Consider the following 21,573-nt stretch of genomic DNA (forward strand, 5'->3'; position numbering starts at 1 on the left):
GTTGTTTTTCAGCCTCCAGTACATACGCCAATCAATCAGTCGATGACTAAACCACTCACCGCAAAAGCACCTGCGGTAGAGCCGAGTCATCCTGAACTTTATCAATATATTACTTATACACCGATAAGTCTTGATGATTTATCTGCAGCATTGAATTTGCCGGTGGATTTGCTTTTAGTGCAGTTATTAGATTTGGAGTTACAAGATTTAATCGTCAATGAGAATGGACTCTATAAGCGGATAGCATAAACGGGGTAGAGTGATGAGGCAATCCTGTGCTAAGATACGGTTCAGTTTTAGAAAGGAGAACCTATGTTAGCCATTATTTCCCCGGCAAAAACCTTAGATTTTGAAAGTGCGGTCAGAAATCTTCCTGTTTCTCAACCGCACTTGACGGATTATAGTGAGCAACTGATTGAAATCTGTCGTCAATTATCTCCCCAAGATCTTTCTTCCTTAATGTCTATCAGCGATAAACTTGCGGGCTTAAATGCCGCTCGCTTTGCTGAATGGACAAAATCTCACAACGAAAAAAATTCACGTGCAGCTATTTGGGCATTCAAAGGTGATGTTTACACCGGTTTGGATGCGGATAGCTTATCTGATGAAGATGTGCAATTCGCACAACGCCATTTACGTATGCTTTCTGGCTTATATGGCTTACTTAAACCCCTTGATTTAATGCAACCTTACCGCTTGGAAATGGGCACGAAGTTAGCGAATCCAAAAGGGAAAGATCTTTATGCATTTTGGGGGAACATTATCACTCAATCCGTGCAACAGGCACTTGATGAGCAAGGCGATCGTGTTTTGATCAATTTAGCTTCTGATGAATACTATAAATCAGTAAAAGAAAACCAATTAGATGCACAGATTGTGAAGCCTGTTTTCTTAGATAATAAGAATGGTAAATACAAAGTGGTCAGCTTTTATGCGAAAAAAGCCCGTGGTTTAATGTGTCGTTTTATCATTCAAAATCGTTTGGAACGTGTTGAACAACTGAAAGAGTTTGACCTAGGTGGTTATTGGTTTGATGCGACATCCTCAACTGAAAAAGAATTTGTATTTAAGCGAGATATCAATGAATAAATTCCTGGTTATATTGACCGCACTTTTACTTTCAGGTTGTGCGGCAAAAGTGAGTCAGCTTCAAACACCTGAAAAAATTGAGTATAACGGTAAAACCTATAAGCTTACCGCAAGCCAAGATTTAGATACGATTGCACGTTACGTTTATATTGCTGAGCCGGAAACATTGGAAAATTGGAAATCTCAAATTGAAGTATTGCTTGATCGTGATGTCACCCGTTCTATTGAGCAACGTGTAGCATTACGTGAAAAAGTGTATCGTAATTTGGGTGTGCAAGATTTCAAAATTCGTGCCAATTCAACGAATCCGAAAAAGCCCGCGACAGAATTAAACGGTTATGTCATTTATGCACCAACAGAACAAAATCCGTCTTGGCAGGTGGATATTGCGAAAGGGAAAAATATTTCCCATTGTGGTTTTGTGCAATACCAATATTCCCAAAAAATGGAAATGAAAAAGTTTCAGCGCTTAAGCAAAGTAAAAATTGTGAAAAATTTACAAAAGTATCTTGTCGCAAAAGAAAGTAAAACATTACAAAAAGCGGATCTTTCTTGGAAATGTGAAAGTTATTTCAATCACTAAAATGTATAACTAGATCAAATCTCAAGTAAATTTTCAAAATTTTGCTAGAGCAGAAATTATGGATAGTGTAATCTTAGCACCAATTGTTCTTAAGAATTCAAAGTAGGTAAATATGATTAAAAAAATTGCTGTATTAACCAGTGGTGGTGATGCACCAGGTATGAATGCTGCCATCCGTGGCGTTGTTCGTGCAGCTCTTGCAGAAGGGCTTGAAGTATTTGGGATTTATGACGGTTATCAAGGCTTATATAATAATAAAATCCAACAGTTAAACCGTTATAATGTATCAGATATTATTAACCGTGGTGGGACATTCTTAGGTTCTGCTCGTTTCCCTGAATTTAAGGATCCTGCCGTACGTGAGAAATGTGCAGAAATTTTACGTTCACATGGTATTGATGCCTTAGTTGTTATTGGTGGTGACGGTTCTTACATGGGGGCTAAATTGCTTACTGAAGAACATGGTTTCCCTTGCGTAGGTATCCCTGGCACAATTGATAACGATGTGGCTGGAACAGATTACACAATCGGTTATGAAACCGCACTACAAACAGCGGTGGATGCCATTGACCGTTTACGTGACACTTCAAGTTCTCACCAACGTATTTCTATCGTGGAAATCATGGGTCGTCACTGTAGTGACTTAACCATTTCTGCAGGTATTGCTGGTGGTTGTGAATACATTGTGGCATCTGAAATGGAATTTAACCGCGAAGAATTAATTCGCCAAATTGAGCGCAGTATTATTCGTGGAAAACGCCACGCCATCATTGCGATTACTGAGTTAATCACTGACGTGCATTCTCTTGCTCGTGAAATTGAAGCTCGTGTAGGTCATGAAACCCGTGCAACCGTATTAGGCCATATTCAACGTGGTGGTTCGCCTTGTGCCTTCGACCGTATTTTAGGCTCACGTATGGGCGTATATGCGGTAGATATATTGCTACAGGGTAAAGGTGGCTACTGTGTGGGTATTCAAAACGAAAAATTAGTTCACCACGATATTATTGATGCAATCAACAATATGCGTCGTGAATTTAAAGCAGATTGGTTAGAAATGGCTAAACGCTTAGAATAATCTTCTAAAGGTTTATTTAAAACAAAAGAAATCGGGCTAAAACAATCATTGTTTTAGCCCGATTTTTATATGCTCTAGATTAGGCTTTTAGTTTATTTTTCTTACGCTGCAAAATTAAAAAACGACAATCATAGGGATTATCTGCATCTGCTTGGCGATATTCTTCAAACTCGATGCTCCATTCAGCCCAATTAATTTCAGGGAAGAAGGTATCGCCGTCAATGTCAGCTTGAATTTGCGTGAGATATAGTTTATCTGCTTTAGGTAAATATTGTTTAAATAACTCGCCGCCGCCAATCAACATAATTTCATCAAATTCTTTGACAAAATCGACCGCACTTTCAAAATTCTCTTTCCAGATGACACCTTCATATACGTAAGGCGTGCGTGAAAGGACGATATTGGTGCGTTTAGGCAATGGGCGACCAATACTTTCAAAGGTTTTACGGCCCATAATCACTGGTTTGCCCGTGGTGTTTTTACGAAACCAGGCTAAATCAGCAGGTAAGTGCCAAGGCATTTGATTATCTTTTCCGATGACGTTATTTTTTGTTGTCGCAACGATCAAACTTAATGTCATATTTTCTATCCTATTTTTATTTTTTTGCACTATATCATAGCTATTCACAAAATCTGTATATGAGGTTGGATTTTTCGTGATTTTTATTAATTTTAGTGCTAATTTAACCGCACTTTTCTATTTTTTCACTGGGGATAAACTATGTCGGCAAATCGCAAAACAATCGTCGTAAAATTTGGTACTAGCACATTAACACATGGTTCCCCAAAATTGAATGCGCCTCACATGGTCGATATTGTTCGCCAGATTGCACAACTTCATCAAGCGGGTTTTCGTGTCGTGATTGTGACATCAGGGGCGATTGCTGCTGGACGACATTATTTAAATCATCCTCAACTTCCTCCAACCATTGCGTCAAAGCAGCTTTTAGCTGCAGTAGGGCAGAGTCAACTGATTCAAGCCTGGGAAAAATTATTTGCAATTTATGATATTCATATTGGACAAATTTTATTAACTCGTGCCGATATTGAAGATCGTGAACGTTTTTTAAATGCGCGCGATACATTACATGCGCTGTTGGACAATCACATTATTCCAGTGATTAACGAGAATGATGCGGTAGCAACGGCTGAGATTAAAGTAGGGGATAACGATAACTTATCGGCGTTAGTTGCGATTTTAGTGCAAGCGGAACAACTTTACTTATTAACGGATCAACAAGGCTTATACGAAAGCGATCCTCGTAAAAATCCAGATGCGAAATTGATTCCAGTGGTTGAGCAAATTACTGATCATATTCGTTCGATTGCAGGCGGTAGTGGTACAAACCTTGGTACTGGCGGGATGAGTACAAAAATTATTGCAGCAGATGTGGCAACGCGTTCAGGTATTGAAACGATAATTGCACCAGGTAGCCGACCTGATGTGATTGTGGATTTAGCCTACGATAAACCAATTGGCACGAAATTTATTGCACATCATTCAGATCGTCTCGAAAGTCGTAAACAGTGGTTATTTGCAGCTCCATCAGCGGGTATGCTGACGATTGATGAGGGTGCTGAAAATGCCATGTTAGTACAGAATAAATCGTTGTTGCCTGCAGGGATTACGGCTGTGGAAGGGCGTTTCTCACGTGGTGAAGTCGTCAAAATTAAGAATACCTCAGGTAAAGTGATTGCACTTGGTATGCTGCGTTATAACAGCGATGCGTTGGAATTAATCAAAGGGAAAAAATCCCAAGAAATTGAACAAATTCTTGGCTATGAGTACGGTGCAGTTGCGTTACATCGTGATGACATGATTGTGCTATAGCTTAAAATAGAAATCGGATCTCTTATATTTTCTGAACCTTCCTTTTATTTTGTTGGTCTATAAAACCATAAAAAGGGCAATAGCCCGATATTAAGTAGTAAAAGGAGACAACATGAGATTAATAGCAACCGTTTTAGCTGTTGGGCTATTAAGTGCTTGTACGCAGGGCTATTATGTAAAACATCGTAGCCCAATTCCAGTGAGCAAACATGTAAAGCGTTTAAATACGACGGTTTGTCATGATAAAGATGACTGGTATTTAGATGGTTATCGTGTAGGAAAAGATTTCCAAGCGCAAAGCCAATCTCAATTGAATAAACGAATTAATTATTGTGGCCGACGTGTACCTGAAGAGCTGAGAACCGCATGGTTTAACGGTTTTGATGCAGGCTCAAATGGCGTTCAGATTGATATAGAGGGTTATGATGAGGATGCTCTCTTAACCTATGATTATGACGATGATGATCGTTATAGCGAAGACGAAGAAGAATAAAAAAGTGCGGTTAATTTTAACCGCACTTTTTCTTTTTAAAGAATATCGAGTAATTCAACTTCAAACACTAGGGGTGAGAATGGTGGGATAGATGCGCCCGCACCACGTTCACCGTAAGCCAGTTCGTGTGGAATAGTGAGTTTCCATTTAGAACCAACAGGCATCATTTGTAATGCTTCAACCCAACCACGAATTACGCCATTTACTGGGAATTCAGCTGGTGCACCACGAGCAACAGAACTGTCGAATACGGTACCATCTGGTAATGTACCTGTGTAGTGAACACGTACTTTGTCAGTTGCAGATGGTTTGTTACCGTTACCTTCGCTTAAAATTTCGTATTGTAAACCGCTGTCAGTGACGTTTACGCCCGCTTTTTTCGCGTTTTCTTCTAAGAATTTTTTACCTTCTTCTTCAATCGCTTTAAATTGCGCTTGTTGTGCTTCAGCTGCTTGTTGTTGAAGCGCTTGAACAGAATGCATTAAATCATTAATTTCTAATGCTGGTTGATTACGATTTAACGCATCAAAAATGCCTTTTGCTACTGCTTCAACAGAAATATCCATTTGGCTATCTGCTAATTGTTGACCGATTTGTAAACCGATACCGTAGCTGCCTTTTTCAGAAATACTTTCTAATTTTACTTGTTCAAAAATTTGAGTTGTCATTGTTTTTTCCTTTGTTGTAAAACTATTTTTTCAATGCCAAGATTTCACCCATGCGAACAGGTTCATCAACACTTAAATGATCGGCAATTTGTACTTGTCCGGCTTGGAATAAATTAATTACGGTAGAACCAAGTTGGAACCAACCCATTTCTTGACCCTTGCTTAATTTAACCGCACTTTCACCTTCATAAGTCCACTCTTTCACTTCGTTATGACGTGGCGGATTAATCACGCCAGCCCAAACAGTGCCGATACTCGCAGTGATTGTTGCGCCCACTAAGATTTGTACCATGGTACCGAATTCAGTATCAAAGACACAAATTACACGCTCATTACGCGCAAAGAGGTTCGGCACATGTTTCGCTAAAAACGGATTGACGGAGAATAAATCACCCGGTACGTAAATCATTTTGCGAAGAGTACCATCACATGGCATATGCACACGGTGATAATCACGTGGTGATAAATAAGTGGTGATGAATTCCCCATTTTTAAAGGTCTCGGTTAAATCTTTATCTTCCGCTAATAAATCATTTAAGCTGAAGAAGTGACCTTTCGCTTGTAATAGGCGGTCATCGTCAATGTGTCCACATTCACTTACACGGCCATCCGCAGGGCAACAAAGTGCGGTTGGATTTTGGTTAATTGGTCGTGCATTTTCTTTTAATGGACGGATAAAGAATTCATTAAAACTAGCGTAATCACTGAATTTTTCTTTTTCAGCAATGCTCATATCAATGTTGTATTTTTTTGCAAACGCTTTAATCACAAAATGTGTCACTGCGCCCCATTTTTGTTTAGCTAACCAACCTGCTGCTTGTGTCATATAGATTTGTGGCATCACATATTGAAATGCAACTTTTAGGCGTTGCCAATAAGAAATTGGGTTCATTGATTTCTCCGATAAGATTAAAAAGTTGGGCGATTATAACAACTTATTTCACTTGTGCAATGTTAGCCGAGGTTTTTGCGTAAGATCAAAGCAAGAAGCCGACATTTGTCGGCTTCTTTTTATGTTTATAAAATCATTTTGACTAACTTGTCTGCTTGAATCCGAGCAAATTTCTTCAACAGTTTTTGCACCGGTTCAGGATATTGCGTCAATTCTTCTAATTCAGAATAATCTTGCAATACTTTGGTATGTTGGCGGATGTGCGATAATTCTTTTTCCACTTGTGGCAGAAGTTCTTCTTTCGGGTCGTGGATTAATAATCCATTTTCCGCATCTAAACGCCATGCGCGAGGATTCAGGTTGTTCCCTGTTAAAAGAATATACTGATTGTCCACCCAAATACCTTTGAGGTGATAAGTGTTATCGCCATCTTTCCATAAACGCACCGTTAAATGGTCATTTTTAATGTAAGCATCAAATTTCTCGCAGAAACGACGAAGATTGCTTTCATATAAATAAGGCAATGCACCTGCCATTTTAAATGGCTGCTCTGGTGGAATATAGAAATCGTTCGCGACTTTATCACCCACGATAATTTCGACACGCTTTCCTTGTTCTAATAAGCGTGCTAGCTTACTTCTTAACGTGCGAGGGAAGTTGAAATAAGGCGTACAAATCACCAGTTTTTCCTGCACTTGTAAGAATAAATCTTCGATAACTTGGTTTAATTCATTGCCCGATGCACCCAAACCAAAAAGTGGTGAAATGGTTAAAACATCGGAAAAACCAACCGCACTTTCCAACTGATATTCCGCGTGAGCCGCTAAGTTTTTACGATAAGCTTTTATTGCACTACGAATTTCTTTGGTGCGAGGACGATTAGCCACATCTAATGGATGTACCGCACTGAAATCCAATAAATAATCATTGATGAAATTCACCATAGAGTCGGCAAGTGCCGCATTGTGAATTTTTTGATATCGGTCGTAACGGTATTTATCTTGTTGTTGTAAATACACGTTATTAATACTTGCACCGCTATAAAGCACTGTATCATCAAAGACAAAGCCTTTAATATGCAACACACCGAAGACTTCACGGGTATTAATAGGCACCCCGAAGAACATATTGGGTTCATCGGGAAGTTGATAGGTTTGGCGTTGTTCACAATACCAATCAGCGTTAGTGGCAGATTTTTCTGCACCGAGTAAATTGCGTTGTCCGCGATGCCAATCTACTAAAATTTTCACATCTAATTCAGGATGATCTTGTTTTACGCGATAAATCTCATTGAGAATTTCTTGTCCCGCTTCATCTTTTTGCCAGTAAAGTGCGGTCACGTAAATGCGTTTTTTAGCTTGGCGAATTAATTCTATAATTTGTGCTTTGAATTCAAGCGGACTAAACAGAAACTCAACCTGCTCTGCCTGTAAAGGAAGAAAAGGTAAATTTTTTAAATTTTGTTCTGCTCGTTTAGCTTTATTGATTAACATAATCTATCTCTACACTAAAAATTAATGCTCTAGTTTACAATATTTCCTTTGAGGATTGATAGAAAAAAGGTTTTTTTTCGTTATAATGCTCACAAATTTTCGCATTTTTTGGCGAATTATTATCCAATTTTTCCTTCGAGAAGCAAATTATGAGCAATTCACGCAAACCATCATTCCAAACAAATTCCACCAAATCTTTTCAAGAGCGTAGCCCCAAACGTGCATTTAATGATAAAGAACGTCGCTTTGATGATCGTCGTAATAATGAAAAACGTGAGGGAAATCAACCGCACTTTGATAAAAAACGGGATGATCGCAAACCTTCTCGTGGTTTCCAACAGCAAGAAGTGAGAGAACCGAAAATTGCAGAGCTTTCATTAAATAAAGCCAATGGTGAAAGTGGCTCGGTAAAAGTAATGGTGAAAAGTACGGGCGTGAGTTATAAACCGAAAGAAAAGAAAACGGGTGCATTATCACCACGCGCACCAGAGAAAATTAAAAAGAACCGTGCTGAAGAAATGAAAGTGTATGGCGAAAATGCGTGCTTGGAATTGTTTGCAGAACGTCCAGAGAGCATCGTTCGCGTATGGGCAACGGTGCAAATGGCGCATCGAATTGGCGAGATTTTCAGTTATTTAGCCGCGAATAAAAAAGTATATCACGTGGTGGATAGCGATGAGCTAAGCTTAGTAAGTGGCACTGAGCATCATGGCGGCATTTGTATGTTAGTGAAAAAACAACGTACTTTTTCTTTGCAAGGTTATTTAGATGTCCCGCGTCAAGAAGATTGCTTAGTGGTGCTTGATCAAGTTAATAATGCGCAAAACCTAGGTGGCGTTGTGCGTACTTGCGTCTTCTATGGCATTAAAAATGTGGTAACAAATCAAGTTGAACAGCTTTATGCACCGGCTGCGATGCGTGTAGCTGAAGGCGGAATGGAGCATATTCGTATTTTAGAAACAGAAAGTACTGAAATTGCTTTAGAGGCTTTACGTAAGGCTGGTTATCAGATTATTCATGTATCAACCAATAAACAGGGTATTGCGTTGGAGCAACTCAAATTTGCAGCCAAAGTTGCATTAGTATTGAGTGAAGGCAGCACAGATGATATTCGTGAGAAAGAAGATGTGAATGTACGTCTTTCTTTAAGTAATCCATTAAAAACCGGATTAAATATTGCGGTAAATACAGGAATTTTATTAGCGCATTGGTATGTAAAATAACCTCAAGTGCGGTTATTTTTACACTTATTTTCAAGGCTGGCAGATGTCAGCCTTTTTTCTTTTTTAAAATGTGTGTCACTCAATTTTTCATCTTTCTTTCATAAAGTTTTTGGGGGAAGTTAGACAAAAGATCTATACTATTCCGAGTAGTTATTTAACAGGGAGTTTTTATGCCTGAACGTTCAGCAAACATCAGTACACACGATCCTTTCGGGAGCTTATTAGGCTATGCGCCGGGGGGAATTGCGATTTATTCATCCGATTATCATACAGCAGATGAGAAAGAGTATCCCGATGATGCCGCCTTTCGCAGTTATTTAGGGCGAGAGTATATGGGATATAAATGGCAGTGTGTGGAGTTTGCACGTCGCTATCTCTATCTCAACCATGGCATGGTATTTACTGATGTAGGAATGGCTTACGAGATCTTTTCTTTACGATTTTTACGTCAAGTGGTGAATGATGCCTTATTACCTTTACAAGCCTTTGCAAATGGTTGTAAACGTAAGCCTGAAGCAGGTGCATTGTTAATTTGGCAGGAGGGCGGTGAATTTAAACATACGGGGCATGTGGCAATCATTACCGAGGTATTAGAAGATAAAATTCGCATTGCCGAGCAAAACGTGATTCACTCTCGCTTACCAAGTGGACAGCAATGGACTCGTGAATTACCGATGACGGTTTCCGAAAGTGGTTATTTTCTGCATGATACCTTTGATGATACAGAAATTTTAGGTTGGATGATCCAAACAGAAGATACAGAATACAGCCTGCCGCAGCCAACACCAGAAAAAGAGAAGCTTGAAATTCATGCTGAACATATAGAAAACAATGGTCAGTTTGAGCATAAATGGCTGAATGAGAAAAATGAATTTGAAGCTGCCTATGTGAAAGCCATGGGAGGGCATAAAGTCAGTCATTCTGATCAATATCGTTACTTTACGATGTCTGAAACAGCACAGCATGAGTTGATTCGTGCAACCAATGAATTACATTTAATGTATTTGCATGCCACAGATAAAGTGTTAAAAGACGATAAGTTATTAGAATATTTCAATATTCCAAAATTATTATGGCCTCGCTTACGTTTATCTTGGCAAAATCGCCGTTATCAAACCATTACGGGGCGTTTAGATTTCTGTATGGATAGTCGTGGATTGAAAGTGTATGAATACAACGCAGATTCAGCCTCTTGTCATGCGGAAGCCGGTGAGTTTATGAATCGATGGGCAATCCAAGGTGGATTGAATATGGGTGAAAATCCTGCTGATGGTTTACGTAATGCATTAGCGGATTGTTGGAAACACAGTGAAGCTACGCCGCTTGTTCATATTATGCAAGATCATGATGATGAAGAAGATTATCACGCATTATTTATGCGCAATGCACTAGTTCAAGCAGGATTTCAAGCTAAAATTATTCATGGGACCGAGGGATTGCATTGGGATAGCCGTGGTCGTTTGATTGATGATGAAGATAACCAGGTCAAAACCGTATGGAAAACGTGGGCCTGGGAAACCATGTTGGAGCAACTTCGTGAAGATGCAACAGGTATGGAAGTGGCTCCACCAATTCGTACGGGATATCCAGAAGACAAAGTGCGGTTGATTGATGTGTTACTTCGTCCAGAAGTTCTAGTTTATGAGCCACTGTGGACGGCTATTCCGAGTAATAAAGCGATCTTACCAGTGTTGTGGTCACTATTCCCAAACCATCGTTATCTACTAGAAGCAGGATTTGAATTGACGCCTGAGCTGATTAAAAATGGTTACGCACAAAAGCCAATTGCAGGTCGCCGTGGTGATAATGTGAAATTGATTGGTGAGTGTAAGTCGGTGCTTGATAGCAAAGATGGGCGTTTTGGTAAGCAGGAGAGTATCTACCAACAACTTTGGTGTTTACCAAAAGTGGAAGACCAATATGTTCAGGTCTGTACTTTTACTGTGGGCGGTCATTATGGTGGTAGCTGTTTACGCTCAGACCCGAGTTTGGTCATCATGGGAAATAGCGATATGCAACCGTTAAGGGTATTATCTGATAAAGACTTCCTTAAAAAATAAAAATAAAATCGGCACTCAAAATGAGTGCCGATTTATTATTTTGCTATAAGATTATTTAGCATCTTTGTTATCAGCAGGTTTTTCATTTGCTTTTAACATATCCGCAGGAATAAAGCTTTGTTGTACTTTTTCCATGTGTGGAAGGTTATGCGCAATACCTTTGTGACAATCGATACAGGTTTTGTTTTGTTCCTGTGCAAGTGCATGCATTTGTTGTGCCACAGTTTTTTGTTGAGTAAAGTCCATATCATTGAAGTTATGGCAGTTACGACATTCTTGTGAATTATTCGCTTTCATACGCGCCCATTCGCGTTCTGCCATTTCTAAACGATGTTTTTCGAATTTTTCTTTAGTATCGACTTTACCTGTAAAGTGAGCATAAACTTCAGTCGATGCCTGCATTTTACGAATCATTTTTGGTACGAATTCATGCGGAACGTGACAGTCTGAACAAATTGCTTTCACACCTGAACGGTTACTAAAGTGGATTGACGCTTGGTACTCAGGTACAACGTCATTAGTATGACAGTCTGAACAGAATTGCTCTGTATTAGTTGTCGCCATTCCAGCATTAAACAGGTTAGTGCCAACGATAGTACCAATGATAGTTAATAAAATAACCCCACCAATTGCCATTTTGCTCGGAGAGCGTAACCAACGACAAACTTTTTGAATGCTTGATTTAATCATGGTTTAGCTCCTTATTTACCTTGCGTTTTACGAATGGTTTCGAATTTATTTTGAATAATTGGATTTACGTTAGTTTGCTGAACGTGGCATTGTAAACAGAAATAACGACGTGGTGAGGTACCTTCTGTTTTTTGACCATCACGTGTTAAGAAATGACTCTCAGGAACACGTGGCGCACCCGTTGTTGGGGCAACATCCGGAGAGTGACAGCCTAAACATTGGTTAACATTTTTCGTCACTTGTAAACCACGAATGCTGTGTGGAACAAGTGGTGGTTGGTGAGGAAAAGTAACAGGAATATTGCCTACATCTTTATAAGGATTATTAAATGCAGGTGCAAGACTTTCTGCTGTTTTATCGATGCTGTTTGCAACTTGTGGTGCATCAGCAAATGCCAATCCACTACATAAAGCCAGCATGAAAATAAATGATTTTTTCATGAAATCCACTCCATTAAATAATTAAATATTTTTAATTTTTATTTGTTTCTCAAATCGAGATCCAAATGTAAATACATTTTCTGCGCACACGTCAATACAGCGTCCACAAGTAATACAATCTTTTGCCAATACAATTTGGCTATCTTCTGGTCCACCGTGTAAAGGAAGTCTTAATACTTGCGGCTCTGGGCAAACATTATAACAATCCATACAACGGTCACAGCGATCGCGATCGACTACATTAATTTTTATCAGGCTTTTAGCACCAATGACACCATATATCGCACCAATTGGACAAAGGTGACCACACCAGCCATGCTCAGCAACAAGTAAGTCAAATAAAAAGATGACTGTAACCAACCAAAGGGTTGCGCCTGTTCCAAAGACAAAGATACGTCCAAGTGCCGCGACAGGATTTATCCACTCCCATAAGAGCGTACCCGTTATTGCACTACCAACTAAAATCACGGTTAAAATCACATAGCGAAGTTGACGTGAAATTTTTAATGATTGTCGAATACCTAATTTTCTACGTAACCAAGCTGCAGCATCAGTCACAATATTCATTGGGCAAACCCAACTACAAAAGGCTTTGCTCGCAATAATGGCGTAGAATATGACAATCACTAAGGCACCAATAATCGTTGTGATTTCTGGTAGGTAACCTGTCACTAAACTTTCAGCGGTAATCAATGGATCTGTCAATGGTACAGTATCCAAAAGCATGCTTGAGCTATAATTGCCTTTTAGAATCCAAACTTGCCAAATCGGGCCGCTTAAGAACATTAAAATAATACTTAATTGACTGATTCGACGTAGAATTAAAAAGCGATAAGCATGCCACCAACCAAGTTTTTGACGTGCTTCTAAGCCAGCATCTTTTGGCTTATTCGGGGTATATTTTTCAGCCATTATTTAACCCCCTTAATGTTTAAATCCAAATTCGGGAACTGTTCAGCTTCCGGTACCGTAGTTGGGCTTGGTACATAATCCATTGTCGCGCGACTCGGTGTTGCCACTTTTTGATTCGGTACGACCTGCATTGGTTGATAAACAGGTTCATGCTGTCCTTCTGGCATACGAACGTCTAATGATGGACGTAAACCATCTGGATGTTGCTCCTCAATTAAGGATTTTCCAGCGTTTTGTTTTTCTTTCCAACCTAAGCGATAGTGACGACCGAGTAGACCTTTAGCAAGATCCATTGGCAATACTTTAATTGCAGCTTCCTCTAATACACAAGCTTGTTCACATTTTCCACATCCAGTGCAAGCATCGGAATGGACGGTTGGAATAAGCTTCGCATGAATACCTGTACGATCATTATGAACGCGCTCAAGTGTAATCGCTTTATCCACTAATGGACAAACACGATAACAAACGTCACAACGTAAACCTTGCCAGTTAAGACAAGTTTCATGGTCTAGCAATACGGCTAATCCCATTCTTGCATCATTGATGTCTTTGAGCTCTTCACTTAATGCGCCACTTGGGCAAGCATTCATACAAGGAATGTCAGGACACATTTCGCAAGGTTTGTCCCGAGCGATAAAGTAAGGTGTGCCAGCTTCCATTGGGGAAATGAGCGAAGCTAAATACAACATATCGTATGGACATGCTTGGACACACTGTCCGCAGCGGGTACAAGCTGCCAAGAAATCCTTCTCCGGTAAAGCACCAGGTGGGCGTAAGGCAACCCCTTCTTTGGCGTTAGCTTGTTGTTGCTGTAAGCCAAGAATCACTCCAACTCCACATACTCCAGCTGCCGTTCTTGTCACGTTTTTTAGAAACTGACGACGGTTAGGATCAAGTTTCATCTGCGTTTCCTTTTATAAGCGGTCCGATTTTGTAAAAACGTTGCAAAATTTGACCGCTCTTGTTTTTTAAATTCCTCCCTTTGTTTAAAGAGAGGAGAGACTAGAAACGAAAGGGAAAACCTACGCTTTCACCACTTTAACCGCACATTTTTTGAAGTCGGTTTCGCCAGAGATTGGGTCGGTTGCATCCAATGTTAATTTGTTAGCAAGCTGACCTGCATCAAAGAAGGTGGTGTAAATTAAGCCTGGAGGACATTTGTTACGACCACGAGTATCTAAGTAAGTAATCATTTCACCACGACGAGTGATTAATTTCACTTTATCCCCATGGCGTAAGCCATATTTTTTCGCATCTGCTGGGTGCATCCACACTAAGTTGTTCGGGAATGCACGGTGTAATTCAGGTACACGACGTGTCATGGTACCAGTATGCCAGTGTTCAAGAACACGACCAGTACATAACCATAATGGATATTCTTCATCTGGCGATTCTGCTGGCGCTTCATAAGGTACACCTAGAATAATCGCTTTTTTATCTGGATAGCCATAGAATGCGATATCTTCACCTGGTTTGACATACGGGTCAAAGCCTTCACGGTAACGCCATAAGGTTTCTTTACCATCCACAACCGGCCAACGTAAACCACGTACTTGGTGATAAGTATCGAATGGTGCTAAGTCATGACCATGTCCACGACCGAAGTCAGCGTATTCTTCGAATAAACCTTTTTGTAAGTAGTAACCGAAGTAATCAGCTTCATCGTTGATATAGCCAGGAATGTCGGTTGGTACTTTAAATTTGTTTACTTCACCATTTTCGTAAAGCACTTCGTATAAGGTTTTGCCACGATATTCAGGCATTTGAGCTAATAACTCTTCACCCCATACTTCATCAGTTTTGAAGTATTTTGAGAATTCAACAATTTGCCATAAGTCAGAACGAGACTCACCTGGGCCTTTTACTTGTTGACGCCATAATTGGGTACGACGTTCAGCGTTACCATAACCCCCTTCTTTTTCTACCCACATACAAGTTGGAAGAATTAAGTCAGCTGCAACCGCAGAAACGGATGGGTAAGGGTCTGAAACAACGATAAAGTTCTCTGGGTTACGCCAACCAGGGAAAATTTCGTCATTGATATTCGGGCCACCTTGCATGTTGTTGGTGGACATTTGCCATAAGAAATTTAGTTTACCGTCTTTTAAGGCACGGCTTTGTTGTACTGCTGGATAGCCTGGTACGGTTGGAATAGTGCCTTTTGGTAATTTCCATTTTTTCTCTGTAATTTCAACGTGTTTCGGATTGGTTACTACCATGTCCGCAGGTAAACGGTGAACGAAAGTACCTACTTCACGCGCGGTACCACAAGCTGAAGGTTGACCAGTTAATGAGAACGGACCACAACCTGGTTTAGAAATTTTACCGGTTAATAAGTGTACGTTATAGATCATGTGGTTAACCCATACACCACGAGTGTGTTGGTTAAAGCCCATTGTCCAGTAAGATACTAAGTTTTGTTCTGGATCGGCGTACATCTTCGCAAGAGTTTCAAGCTGATCTTTTGGTACACCAGAAATACGGTGTGCTTCATCTAATGTATAAGGTGCAACGATTTTCTTGAATTCTTCAAAGTCAGAATCGTGCATTTTACCTGCAGTTTTACGGTTTTTCGCTGCAACTTCAAGTGGGTGTTCTGGACGTAAACCATAACCGATATCAGTTTCACCACGTTTGAATTTAGTGTGTTTATTAACGAAATCCCAGTTTACTTTATCGTTTTGGATAATGTAGTTTGCAATGTAGTTAAGGATTGCAAGGTCTGAATGTGGATTAAACACGATAGGCACATCAGCTAGTTCAAACGAACGGTGTTCGAATGTTGACATAACCACTACTTTCACATTATCAGAAGAAAGACGACGGTCAGAAATACGAGACCATAAAATAGGGTGCATTTCTGCCATGTTTGAACCCCAAAGCACAAATGCATCAGTTTTTTCGATGTCGTTATAGCAACCCATAGGTTCATCCATACCGAATGTACGCATAAACGCCACTGCTGCAGATGCCATACAGTGACGAGCATTCGGGTCGATAGTATTAGAGCGGAAACCAGCTTTCCAAAGTTTTACTTTTGCATAGCCTTCATAGATGGTGGTTTGACCGGAAGAGAACATCCCTACAGCATTTGGTTCTTTTTTCTTCAGGATATCTTTGATTTTTTCCGCCATGATAGTGAAAGCTTGATCCCAAGAAACCGGTGTAAAGTCACCTTCTTTATGGAATTTACCATCTTTCATACGTAATAACGGAGTTTGTACACGGTCTGCACCGTACATGATTTTAGAAAGGAAGTAACCTTTGATACAGTTTAAACCGCGGTTTACCTCTGCATCCGGGTCACCTTGAGTTGCGACAACTCGACCATCTTTGGTTCCTACCAATACGCTACATCCTGTACCACAGAAACGACATGGCGCTTTATCCCATTTGATGCCCATATCTTCTGCCGCATCAACCTGTTTAACAGGGATGGTCATACCGGCAGCCGCAGCTGCTGCAAGCGCAGCATTGGCTTTCATAAAATCTCTACGATTAAGTTCCATAGTTTTCCCCACTCGTTGTTGAATTTTTTAGAATATACAAAATGGCATGTATAACTAAATTATTTATTTTTCATCTAAGTAATTAGAAATTAAAGACACGACAATTACTCCTGGGATATCTTTAATTTCATCCATAAGATCCGCTAACGCTAATTGACGGTTACTTTCAAGGGTAACCACCAATTTGCCTTCTTCAGATTTTTCACCATGAATTTCAGCACCTGAAATAGCTAAAATAGCTTCTTTGACTTGGCTGAGTTTTTCTGGTCTGGCTTGCACAACAATACTGCATACATACCAGTTTTCATTTTCGCTAAATTGACTCATCTGTATTTGTTTCAAAATTAAGAATTTTTATTGCTCTTGTTGGGCAAATGCTTAAACAAGCACCACAACCATTACAACTTTCTAAATCTAAAATGGGTTTTGCCACACCACCAAGCTGTAATCGAAAACGGATGGCATTCATCGGACAGCTATCTTGGCAACTTCGACATTCCACTCGATTTTCTGTTAGGCACTGCGTTGTAATCTCAACTTTATGTGCCCAAGGCTCTTCTTCTAATGAACGAAAAATCGGTTGTTCGCAGACTAAAACACATTTTTGGCAGAAAGTGCATTCGCCTTTGTCAAATTGTATTTCAGGAAAGCCGCCATCGCCTTTTACGATAATTTGGGTTTCACATACCAGTATGCAATCACCGCATCGAGTACATTTATCTGTAAAGTCTGCTTCGTTTACCGACCAAGGTGGACGGATAGCATTTATACCTTGAATTTTAGCGTTTTCAGAATGTAACGATTGTAAAAATTGCCCACGTAATAATTGCCTGCGAGAAGGATTTTCAATCGCCATATTTTTCTTTAAAGTTCGGTATTTTCAAGGGGAGCATTATCTAGCTCCGATAACAAAATAGTAACTACCTAAAAGGAGTAGTTTTTAAGAAATATACACTTTTCTTGAGGTAGATCAAGGATATTTTGAAAGGAATTTAGAAGTGTAAATAAATTGTTAAAACATAAGTGAAAATGATTATTAAATAGGGCGGATAATCCGCCCTGAAGAGTGCTTAAAATATTACGCGTTTTTTGTTGGGTAATCCCACCAAATATCGAATAATTCACTGATTTCGATTTGTTGCAATTTGTTCTCTTCTAACCATTTTTGTACTAATTGGCGATGGCTTTCATCACATTTACCGATTTTCTCTAAGCAAACTAAGCCTTCCCAATGTAAATAGCCGCTACCTTCATAAGCTAAGCCGTTTGGTTGAATCACTTCAGCAATAAAACGATCAACGGTTTCATCGATAGTTTCGATGCTGGTTCCTTCAGCAAATTGCCAATTCACTAAAAAGCCTAATTCTTGGAATTCAGCTAAGTGAAGTTTTTTACGTTGACGTTGATTACGAGTTTTCATTTTCAATGTTCTCCTATGTTAAGGTAATGGGGTATAGTCATCATCTCGATGATTATTTTTTCTTAAAGTATAAATCCCACACACCGTGACCTAAGCGATGGCCGCGCGCCTCAAATTTTGTAAGAGGACGGAAATCAGGACGTGGAATATAATCTTGTTCGGCAGCATTGACTAAATTTTCATTGGCTGAAAGCACTTCGAGCATTTGTTCTGCATAGTTCTCCCAGTCCGTAGCCATATGAATAAAGCCATTGGGTTGTAATTTTTGTACAACTTGCTCGACAAAGTGCGGTTGAACAATACGGCGTTTATGATGTTTTGCTTTGTGCCAAGGATCAGGGAAGAAAAGTTGTAAACCGCCCAATTCGCCGTCTTTCACACAATCACGTAAAATTTCAGTGGCATCATGGCAAATCACGCGAAGGTTTTTCACGCCTTTTTCTACCGCATAAGCAATACAGGCACCCACACCAGGCGTGTGTACTTCAATACCGAGATAATTTTTATCAGGATTCGCTTCAGCCATATCCACTAAAGATTTACCCATCCCGAAGCCAATTTCTAATATAACGGGATTCGTATTGCCATAAATCACGGCAAAATCAAAAGGGGCGTTTTGATAATCTAATCCAAGATCAGCCCAGTGATCGTTCATCATATTTTTTTGAAAATCACTTAAGCGACCTGTCCGCAACACAAAGCTACGAACTTTACGTTTATAACGACCATCTTCTGTAAATTCAGCCGTTTCAACGGTTTTACGTTTTTGATCAGCAAAGGTTTTTTGCTCTTCTGTCATGGTTTTTATTCGCTCAATTAAAATTGGCGGCGATTATACACTAAAAGGCAAGGTTGTGGGATTTTTCCACCTAATTCCCGTATAATAGCGAAAATTTTTAATTGTTTTTTGTTATGAATATTGTCCGAGTTGCATTAGCCGTACCGCTTCCCCGATTCTTTGATTATCTCTATTCGCCCCACTTGACACCAATTGTTGGTGGACGAGTGTTGGTGCCTTTCGGTTCGCAAAAACGAGTCGGGATCGTGGTGGATTTGCCCACTTCTTCGGATGTAGCAAAAGAGAAATTAAAACCGATTATTGATGTACTTGATGCTGAATCACTTTTTAATTCGATAACGTGGGATTGGTTAGCTTGGTCGGCTAATTATTATCGTGCAGCATTAGGCGATGTGTTGTTTCAAGCGTTGCCAGTCAAACTTCGTAATGGAGAAAGTGCGGTTAAAAATGACCGCACTTTTTGGCGTATTACGGACCTTGGAAAACAAGCGTTAGAATCAGGTGATCTAAAACGCGCTAAAAAACAAATTGAAGCCTTAAATTTATTGCTAACGCAAGATCTAGAAAAAGGTAACAATGAGATCAGTTCCGCGATTTGGTCAGCCTTAAAGGGCAAACATTATGTGGAAGAGATTATTGTGCCTACTGAACAAAAAAGTTGGCAGCAAGCTCTAGGGGATAATCCTTTAGTTAATCTTGATAACCGATTGACCTTAAACAAGCAACAAGCCCTTGCATTTAGCCAGTTGCTTTTCCAAGAAGGCTTTAATGTGTGGTTGTTAGAGGGCGTGACCGGTTCAGGTAAAACTGAAATTTACTTACAATATATTGAAGAAGTCTTAAAGAAAGGCAAACAGGTTTTAGTGCTTGTTCCTGAAATTGGGCTTACCCCTCAAACTGTGAGACGTTTCCAAGCTCGCTTTAATGTGGAAATTGATGTATTGCATTCCAACTTGAACGATACACAGCGCTTAAATGTTTGGGAGCGAGCAAGAACAGGACAGAGTGCAATCGTAATTGGCACGAGATCGGCGCTTTTCACCCAGTTTTCAGATCTTGGCTTAATCATTTTAGATGAGGAACATGACGGCTCGTTTAAACAGCAAGATGGTTGGCGTTATCATGCAAGAGATTTAGGCATTGTGCTTGCTCAAAAGCTCAATATTCCTATTTTGTTAGGTTCCGCCACACCAAGTTTGGAAAGTGTGAATAATGTACAAAATGGTAAATACCGTCATTTGGTCTTATCAAAAAGAGCCGGAAATGCGACCGCACTTCGTCAATTTGTGATTGATTTAAAACATCAACGAATTCAAAACGGCTTATCCGAACCACTATTACAACGTATGCAAGAACACTTAGAAAAAGGCAACCAAGTATTGTTATTCCTTAATCGACGTGGATTTGCGCCAGTGTTGTTATGTCATGAGTGTGGTTGGATTGATGAGTGTCATCATTGCGAAAAACCTTATACTTATCACCAACATCAGCGTGTTTTACGCTGCCATCATTGTGGTGCGCAAAAAACAGTGCCGATGCAATGTGGTCATTGCGGTTCAACGCATTTAGTCACAACGGGTTTAGGCACGGAACAACTGGAGGAAACCCTAAAAGCACGTTTTCCACAATACAATATTGCACGTATTGATCGCGATAGTACGGCGCGAAAAGGCAAGCTTGAAGGTTATTTAGAGGATATTCAGCAAGGTAAAAGTCAGATTTTAATTGGCACCCAAATGTTAGCCAAAGGACACCATTTCCCGAATGTCACCTTGGTTGCTTTAGTGAATGTTGATAATGCCTTGTTTTCCCTTGATTTCAGAGCCGAAGAACGTTTAGCACAGCTTTATGTTCAAGTGGCGGGGCGCTCAGGCAGAGCCGAAAAACAGGGTGAAGTGGTTTTGCAGACCCATTATCCGGATCATCCGTTATTAACCACCTTGCTTGAAAAAGGCTACCAGGCCTTTGCAGAAGAAACCTTGAAGCTACGTCATAATATGGGCTTGCCTCCGTTTAGTTTCCAAGCGTTGTTTAAAGCACAATGTCGTCATTCTGAAGAGGCGGAAAATGCATTGTCGCAATTAGCCTCTTTCTTCTATGAACAAAAAATAGAAGGCTTGCAAGTGTTGGGGCCGATTCCCGCACCGTTCAGCAAAAAAGCGGGGCAATATCGTTGGCAGTTACTATTACAGCACGCGTCTCGGAAACAATTACAGGCGGCATTAAGTCGATATTCGCCAGAGCTGATAAAGTCTTCTCAAGTGCGGTTAATTTTAGACGTGGATCCATTGGATTTGAGTTAGCAAAAATTCCCTAGAAAAATGCACAGTTTTTCAGTAGAATTAAGCGTTTTTTTATACTCTAAGTTTAATTTATCGAATATTTTAGGA

General features: G+C 39.9%; 22 protein-coding genes. 9 read left to right on the plus strand and 13 right to left on the minus strand.

Annotation, left to right across the window (positions count from 1 at the left end):
• The first annotated feature begins 42 nt into the window (after positions 1–42).
• The 4 genes from PARA_RS10520 (at position 43) to pfkA (ending at position 2,750) form a co-directional block, all read left to right on the plus strand.
• Positions 43–249 carry a hypothetical protein gene (locus tag PARA_RS10520; protein WP_419760871.1) on the plus strand — a complete coding sequence of 69 codons (207 nt, stop codon included), beginning with the start codon at positions 43–45 and terminating at the stop codon, positions 247–249.
• A gap of 63 nt (positions 250–312) precedes the next feature.
• Positions 313–1,089, plus strand: a complete 777-nt coding sequence (gene yaaA, locus PARA_RS04935) for a peroxide stress protein YaaA (RefSeq protein ID WP_014064807.1) — start codon at positions 313–315, stop codon at positions 1,087–1,089.
• Entirely contained in the window at positions 1,082–1,672 is a 591-nt protein-coding gene (locus PARA_RS04940; RefSeq protein WP_014064808.1) for a hypothetical protein, read from the plus strand. Before yaaA ends, PARA_RS04940 begins: the two co-directional genes overlap by 8 nt.
• Before the next feature lie 112 nt (positions 1,673–1,784).
• Positions 1,785–2,750 (plus strand): 6-phosphofructokinase, encoded by a 966-nt coding sequence (gene pfkA / locus PARA_RS04945; RefSeq protein ID WP_014064809.1) that lies wholly within the window; start codon positions 1,785–1,787, stop codon positions 2,748–2,750.
• 79 nt (positions 2,751–2,829) lie between these two features.
• On the opposite strand, the gene folA is transcribed toward pfkA, so the two are convergent.
• Complete coding sequence (gene folA, locus PARA_RS04950) at positions 2,830–3,330, minus strand: type 3 dihydrofolate reductase (RefSeq protein WP_014064810.1); 501 nt, start codon at positions 3,328–3,330, stop codon at positions 2,830–2,832.
• 141 nt (positions 3,331–3,471) lie between these two features.
• Between folA and proB the strand changes: the two genes are divergently transcribed.
• Positions 3,472–4,581 carry a glutamate 5-kinase gene (gene proB, locus PARA_RS04955; RefSeq protein ID WP_014064811.1) on the plus strand — a complete coding sequence of 370 codons (1,110 nt, stop codon included), beginning with the start codon at positions 3,472–3,474 and terminating at the stop codon, positions 4,579–4,581.
• A 112-nt stretch (positions 4,582–4,693) separates the two neighbouring features.
• Positions 4,694–5,074 carry a hypothetical protein gene (locus PARA_RS04960; RefSeq protein WP_014064812.1) on the plus strand — a complete coding sequence of 127 codons (381 nt, stop codon included), beginning with the start codon at positions 4,694–4,696 and terminating at the stop codon, positions 5,072–5,074.
• Between the two features lie 35 nt (positions 5,075–5,109).
• On the opposite strand, the gene PARA_RS04965 is transcribed toward PARA_RS04960, so the two are convergent.
• The 3 genes from PARA_RS04965 to pssA all read right to left on the minus strand — a co-directional run bounded on the left by PARA_RS04965 (position 5,110) and on the right by pssA (position 8,127).
• Positions 5,110–5,742: an FKBP-type peptidyl-prolyl cis-trans isomerase gene (locus tag PARA_RS04965; RefSeq protein WP_014064813.1), complete on the minus strand. Its 633-nt coding sequence runs from the start codon at positions 5,740–5,742 to the stop codon at positions 5,110–5,112.
• Positions 5,743–5,764: 22 nt separating this feature from the next.
• Positions 5,765–6,634 (minus strand): archaetidylserine decarboxylase, encoded by an 870-nt coding sequence (asd, locus tag PARA_RS04970; RefSeq protein ID WP_014064814.1) that lies wholly within the window; start codon positions 6,632–6,634, stop codon positions 5,765–5,767.
• Between the two features lie 125 nt (positions 6,635–6,759).
• Positions 6,760–8,127 (minus strand): CDP-diacylglycerol--serine O-phosphatidyltransferase, encoded by a 1,368-nt coding sequence (gene pssA, locus PARA_RS04975; RefSeq protein WP_014064815.1) that lies wholly within the window; start codon positions 8,125–8,127, stop codon positions 6,760–6,762.
• A gap of 149 nt (positions 8,128–8,276) precedes the next feature.
• On the opposite strand from pssA, the gene PARA_RS04980 reads away from it, so the two are divergent.
• Together PARA_RS04980 and gss are read left to right on the plus strand one after the other, a co-directional pair.
• Positions 8,277–9,350, plus strand: a complete 1,074-nt coding sequence (locus PARA_RS04980; protein ID WP_014064816.1) for a tRNA/rRNA methyltransferase — start codon at positions 8,277–8,279, stop codon at positions 9,348–9,350.
• Positions 9,351–9,520: 170 nt separating this feature from the next.
• Positions 9,521–11,410, plus strand: coding sequence for a bifunctional glutathionylspermidine amidase/synthase (gss, locus tag PARA_RS04985; RefSeq protein WP_014064817.1), 1,890 nt, complete (start codon positions 9,521–9,523; stop codon positions 11,408–11,410).
• Between the two features lie 51 nt (positions 11,411–11,461).
• Here gss and PARA_RS04990 read toward each other — a convergent pair whose 3' ends face one another.
• The 9 genes from PARA_RS04990 to trmB form a co-directional block, all read right to left on the minus strand.
• Positions 11,462–12,100: a NapC/NirT family cytochrome c gene (locus PARA_RS04990; protein WP_005698705.1), complete on the minus strand. Its 639-nt coding sequence runs from the start codon at positions 12,098–12,100 to the stop codon at positions 11,462–11,464.
• Between the two features lie 11 nt (positions 12,101–12,111).
• Positions 12,112–12,540 (minus strand): nitrate reductase cytochrome c-type subunit, encoded by a 429-nt coding sequence (locus tag PARA_RS04995; RefSeq protein WP_014064818.1) that lies wholly within the window; start codon positions 12,538–12,540, stop codon positions 12,112–12,114.
• Between the two features lie 21 nt (positions 12,541–12,561).
• Complete coding sequence (gene napH / locus PARA_RS05000) at positions 12,562–13,452, minus strand: quinol dehydrogenase ferredoxin subunit NapH (RefSeq protein ID WP_014064819.1); 891 nt, start codon at positions 13,450–13,452, stop codon at positions 12,562–12,564.
• A complete protein-coding gene (gene napG / locus PARA_RS05005; protein WP_014064820.1) occupies positions 13,452–14,357 on the minus strand; it encodes a ferredoxin-type protein NapG in 906 nt (301 codons plus the stop codon). The genes napH and napG overlap by 1 nt, the downstream gene beginning before the upstream one ends.
• Positions 14,358–14,477: 120 nt before the next feature.
• On the minus strand, positions 14,478–16,964 hold the full coding sequence (napA, locus tag PARA_RS05010) for a nitrate reductase catalytic subunit NapA (RefSeq protein WP_014064821.1): 2,487 nt from the start codon (positions 16,962–16,964) through the stop codon (positions 14,478–14,480).
• Positions 16,965–17,027: 63 nt separating this feature from the next.
• On the minus strand, positions 17,028–17,291 hold the full coding sequence (locus PARA_RS05015; RefSeq protein ID WP_005699783.1) for a chaperone NapD: 264 nt from the start codon (positions 17,289–17,291) through the stop codon (positions 17,028–17,030).
• Complete coding sequence (gene napF / locus PARA_RS05020; RefSeq protein ID WP_014064822.1) at positions 17,278–17,820, minus strand: ferredoxin-type protein NapF; 543 nt, start codon at positions 17,818–17,820, stop codon at positions 17,278–17,280. The genes PARA_RS05015 and napF overlap by 14 nt, the downstream gene beginning before the upstream one ends.
• A 222-nt stretch (positions 17,821–18,042) precedes the next feature.
• On the minus strand, positions 18,043–18,384 hold the full coding sequence (locus tag PARA_RS05025) for a YggL family protein (RefSeq protein WP_005696799.1): 342 nt from the start codon (positions 18,382–18,384) through the stop codon (positions 18,043–18,045).
• 52 nt (positions 18,385–18,436) lie between these two features.
• The gene (gene trmB / locus PARA_RS05030) at positions 18,437–19,183 is read right to left on the minus strand and encodes a tRNA (guanosine(46)-N7)-methyltransferase TrmB (protein ID WP_014064823.1); all 747 of its coding nucleotides are present in this window, start codon (positions 19,181–19,183) and stop codon (positions 18,437–18,439) included.
• 113 nt (positions 19,184–19,296) lie between these two features.
• On the opposite strand from trmB, the gene priA reads away from it, so the two are divergent.
• Complete coding sequence (priA, locus tag PARA_RS05035; protein ID WP_014064824.1) at positions 19,297–21,486, plus strand: primosomal protein N'; 2,190 nt, start codon at positions 19,297–19,299, stop codon at positions 21,484–21,486.
• The last annotated feature ends 87 nt before the right edge of the window (positions 21,487–21,573 follow it).

It is taken from the genome of Haemophilus parainfluenzae T3T1 (assembly GCF_000210895.1).
Taxonomy (GTDB): domain Bacteria; phylum Pseudomonadota; class Gammaproteobacteria; order Enterobacterales; family Pasteurellaceae; genus Haemophilus_D; species Haemophilus_D parainfluenzae_A.

Bases quoted from the DNA above. Each gene is read 5' to 3' on its own strand.
- PARA_RS10520 (WP_419760871.1), top strand. From the start codon at position 43: ATGACTAAACCACTCACCGCAAAAGCACCTGCGGTAGAGCCGAGTCAT.
- yaaA (WP_014064807.1), top strand. From the start codon at position 313: ATGTTAGCCATTATTTCCCCGGCAAAAACCTTAGATTTTGAAAGTGCG.
- PARA_RS04940 (WP_014064808.1), top strand. From the start codon at position 1,082: ATGAATAAATTCCTGGTTATATTGACCGCACTTTTACTTTCAGGTTGT.
- pfkA (WP_014064809.1), top strand. From the start codon at position 1,785: ATGATTAAAAAAATTGCTGTATTAACCAGTGGTGGTGATGCACCAGGT.
- folA (WP_014064810.1), bottom strand. From the start codon at position 3,330: ATGACATTAAGTTTGATCGTTGCGACAACAAAAAATAACGTCATCGGA.
- proB (WP_014064811.1), top strand. From the start codon at position 3,472: ATGTCGGCAAATCGCAAAACAATCGTCGTAAAATTTGGTACTAGCACA.
- PARA_RS04960 (WP_014064812.1), top strand. From the start codon at position 4,694: ATGAGATTAATAGCAACCGTTTTAGCTGTTGGGCTATTAAGTGCTTGT.
- PARA_RS04965 (WP_014064813.1), bottom strand. From the start codon at position 5,742: ATGACAACTCAAATTTTTGAACAAGTAAAATTAGAAAGTATTTCTGAA.
- asd (WP_014064814.1), bottom strand. From the start codon at position 6,634: ATGAACCCAATTTCTTATTGGCAACGCCTAAAAGTTGCATTTCAATAT.
- pssA (WP_014064815.1), bottom strand. From the start codon at position 8,127: ATGTTAATCAATAAAGCTAAACGAGCAGAACAAAATTTAAAAAATTTA.
- PARA_RS04980 (WP_014064816.1), top strand. From the start codon at position 8,277: ATGAGCAATTCACGCAAACCATCATTCCAAACAAATTCCACCAAATCT.
- gss (WP_014064817.1), top strand. From the start codon at position 9,521: ATGCCTGAACGTTCAGCAAACATCAGTACACACGATCCTTTCGGGAGC.
- PARA_RS04990 (WP_005698705.1), bottom strand. From the start codon at position 12,100: ATGATTAAATCAAGCATTCAAAAAGTTTGTCGTTGGTTACGCTCTCCG.
- PARA_RS04995 (WP_014064818.1), bottom strand. From the start codon at position 12,540: ATGAAAAAATCATTTATTTTCATGCTGGCTTTATGTAGTGGATTGGCA.
- napH (WP_014064819.1), bottom strand. From the start codon at position 13,452: ATGGCTGAAAAATATACCCCGAATAAGCCAAAAGATGCTGGCTTAGAA.
- napG (WP_014064820.1), bottom strand. From the start codon at position 14,357: ATGAAACTTGATCCTAACCGTCGTCAGTTTCTAAAAAACGTGACAAGA.
- napA (WP_014064821.1), bottom strand. From the start codon at position 16,964: ATGGAACTTAATCGTAGAGATTTTATGAAAGCCAATGCTGCGCTTGCA.
- PARA_RS05015 (WP_005699783.1), bottom strand. From the start codon at position 17,291: ATGAGTCAATTTAGCGAAAATGAAAACTGGTATGTATGCAGTATTGTT.
- napF (WP_014064822.1), bottom strand. From the start codon at position 17,820: ATGGCGATTGAAAATCCTTCTCGCAGGCAATTATTACGTGGGCAATTT.
- PARA_RS05025 (WP_005696799.1), bottom strand. From the start codon at position 18,384: ATGAAAACTCGTAATCAACGTCAACGTAAAAAACTTCACTTAGCTGAA.
- trmB (WP_014064823.1), bottom strand. From the start codon at position 19,183: ATGACAGAAGAGCAAAAAACCTTTGCTGATCAAAAACGTAAAACCGTT.
- priA (WP_014064824.1), top strand. From the start codon at position 19,297: ATGAATATTGTCCGAGTTGCATTAGCCGTACCGCTTCCCCGATTCTTT.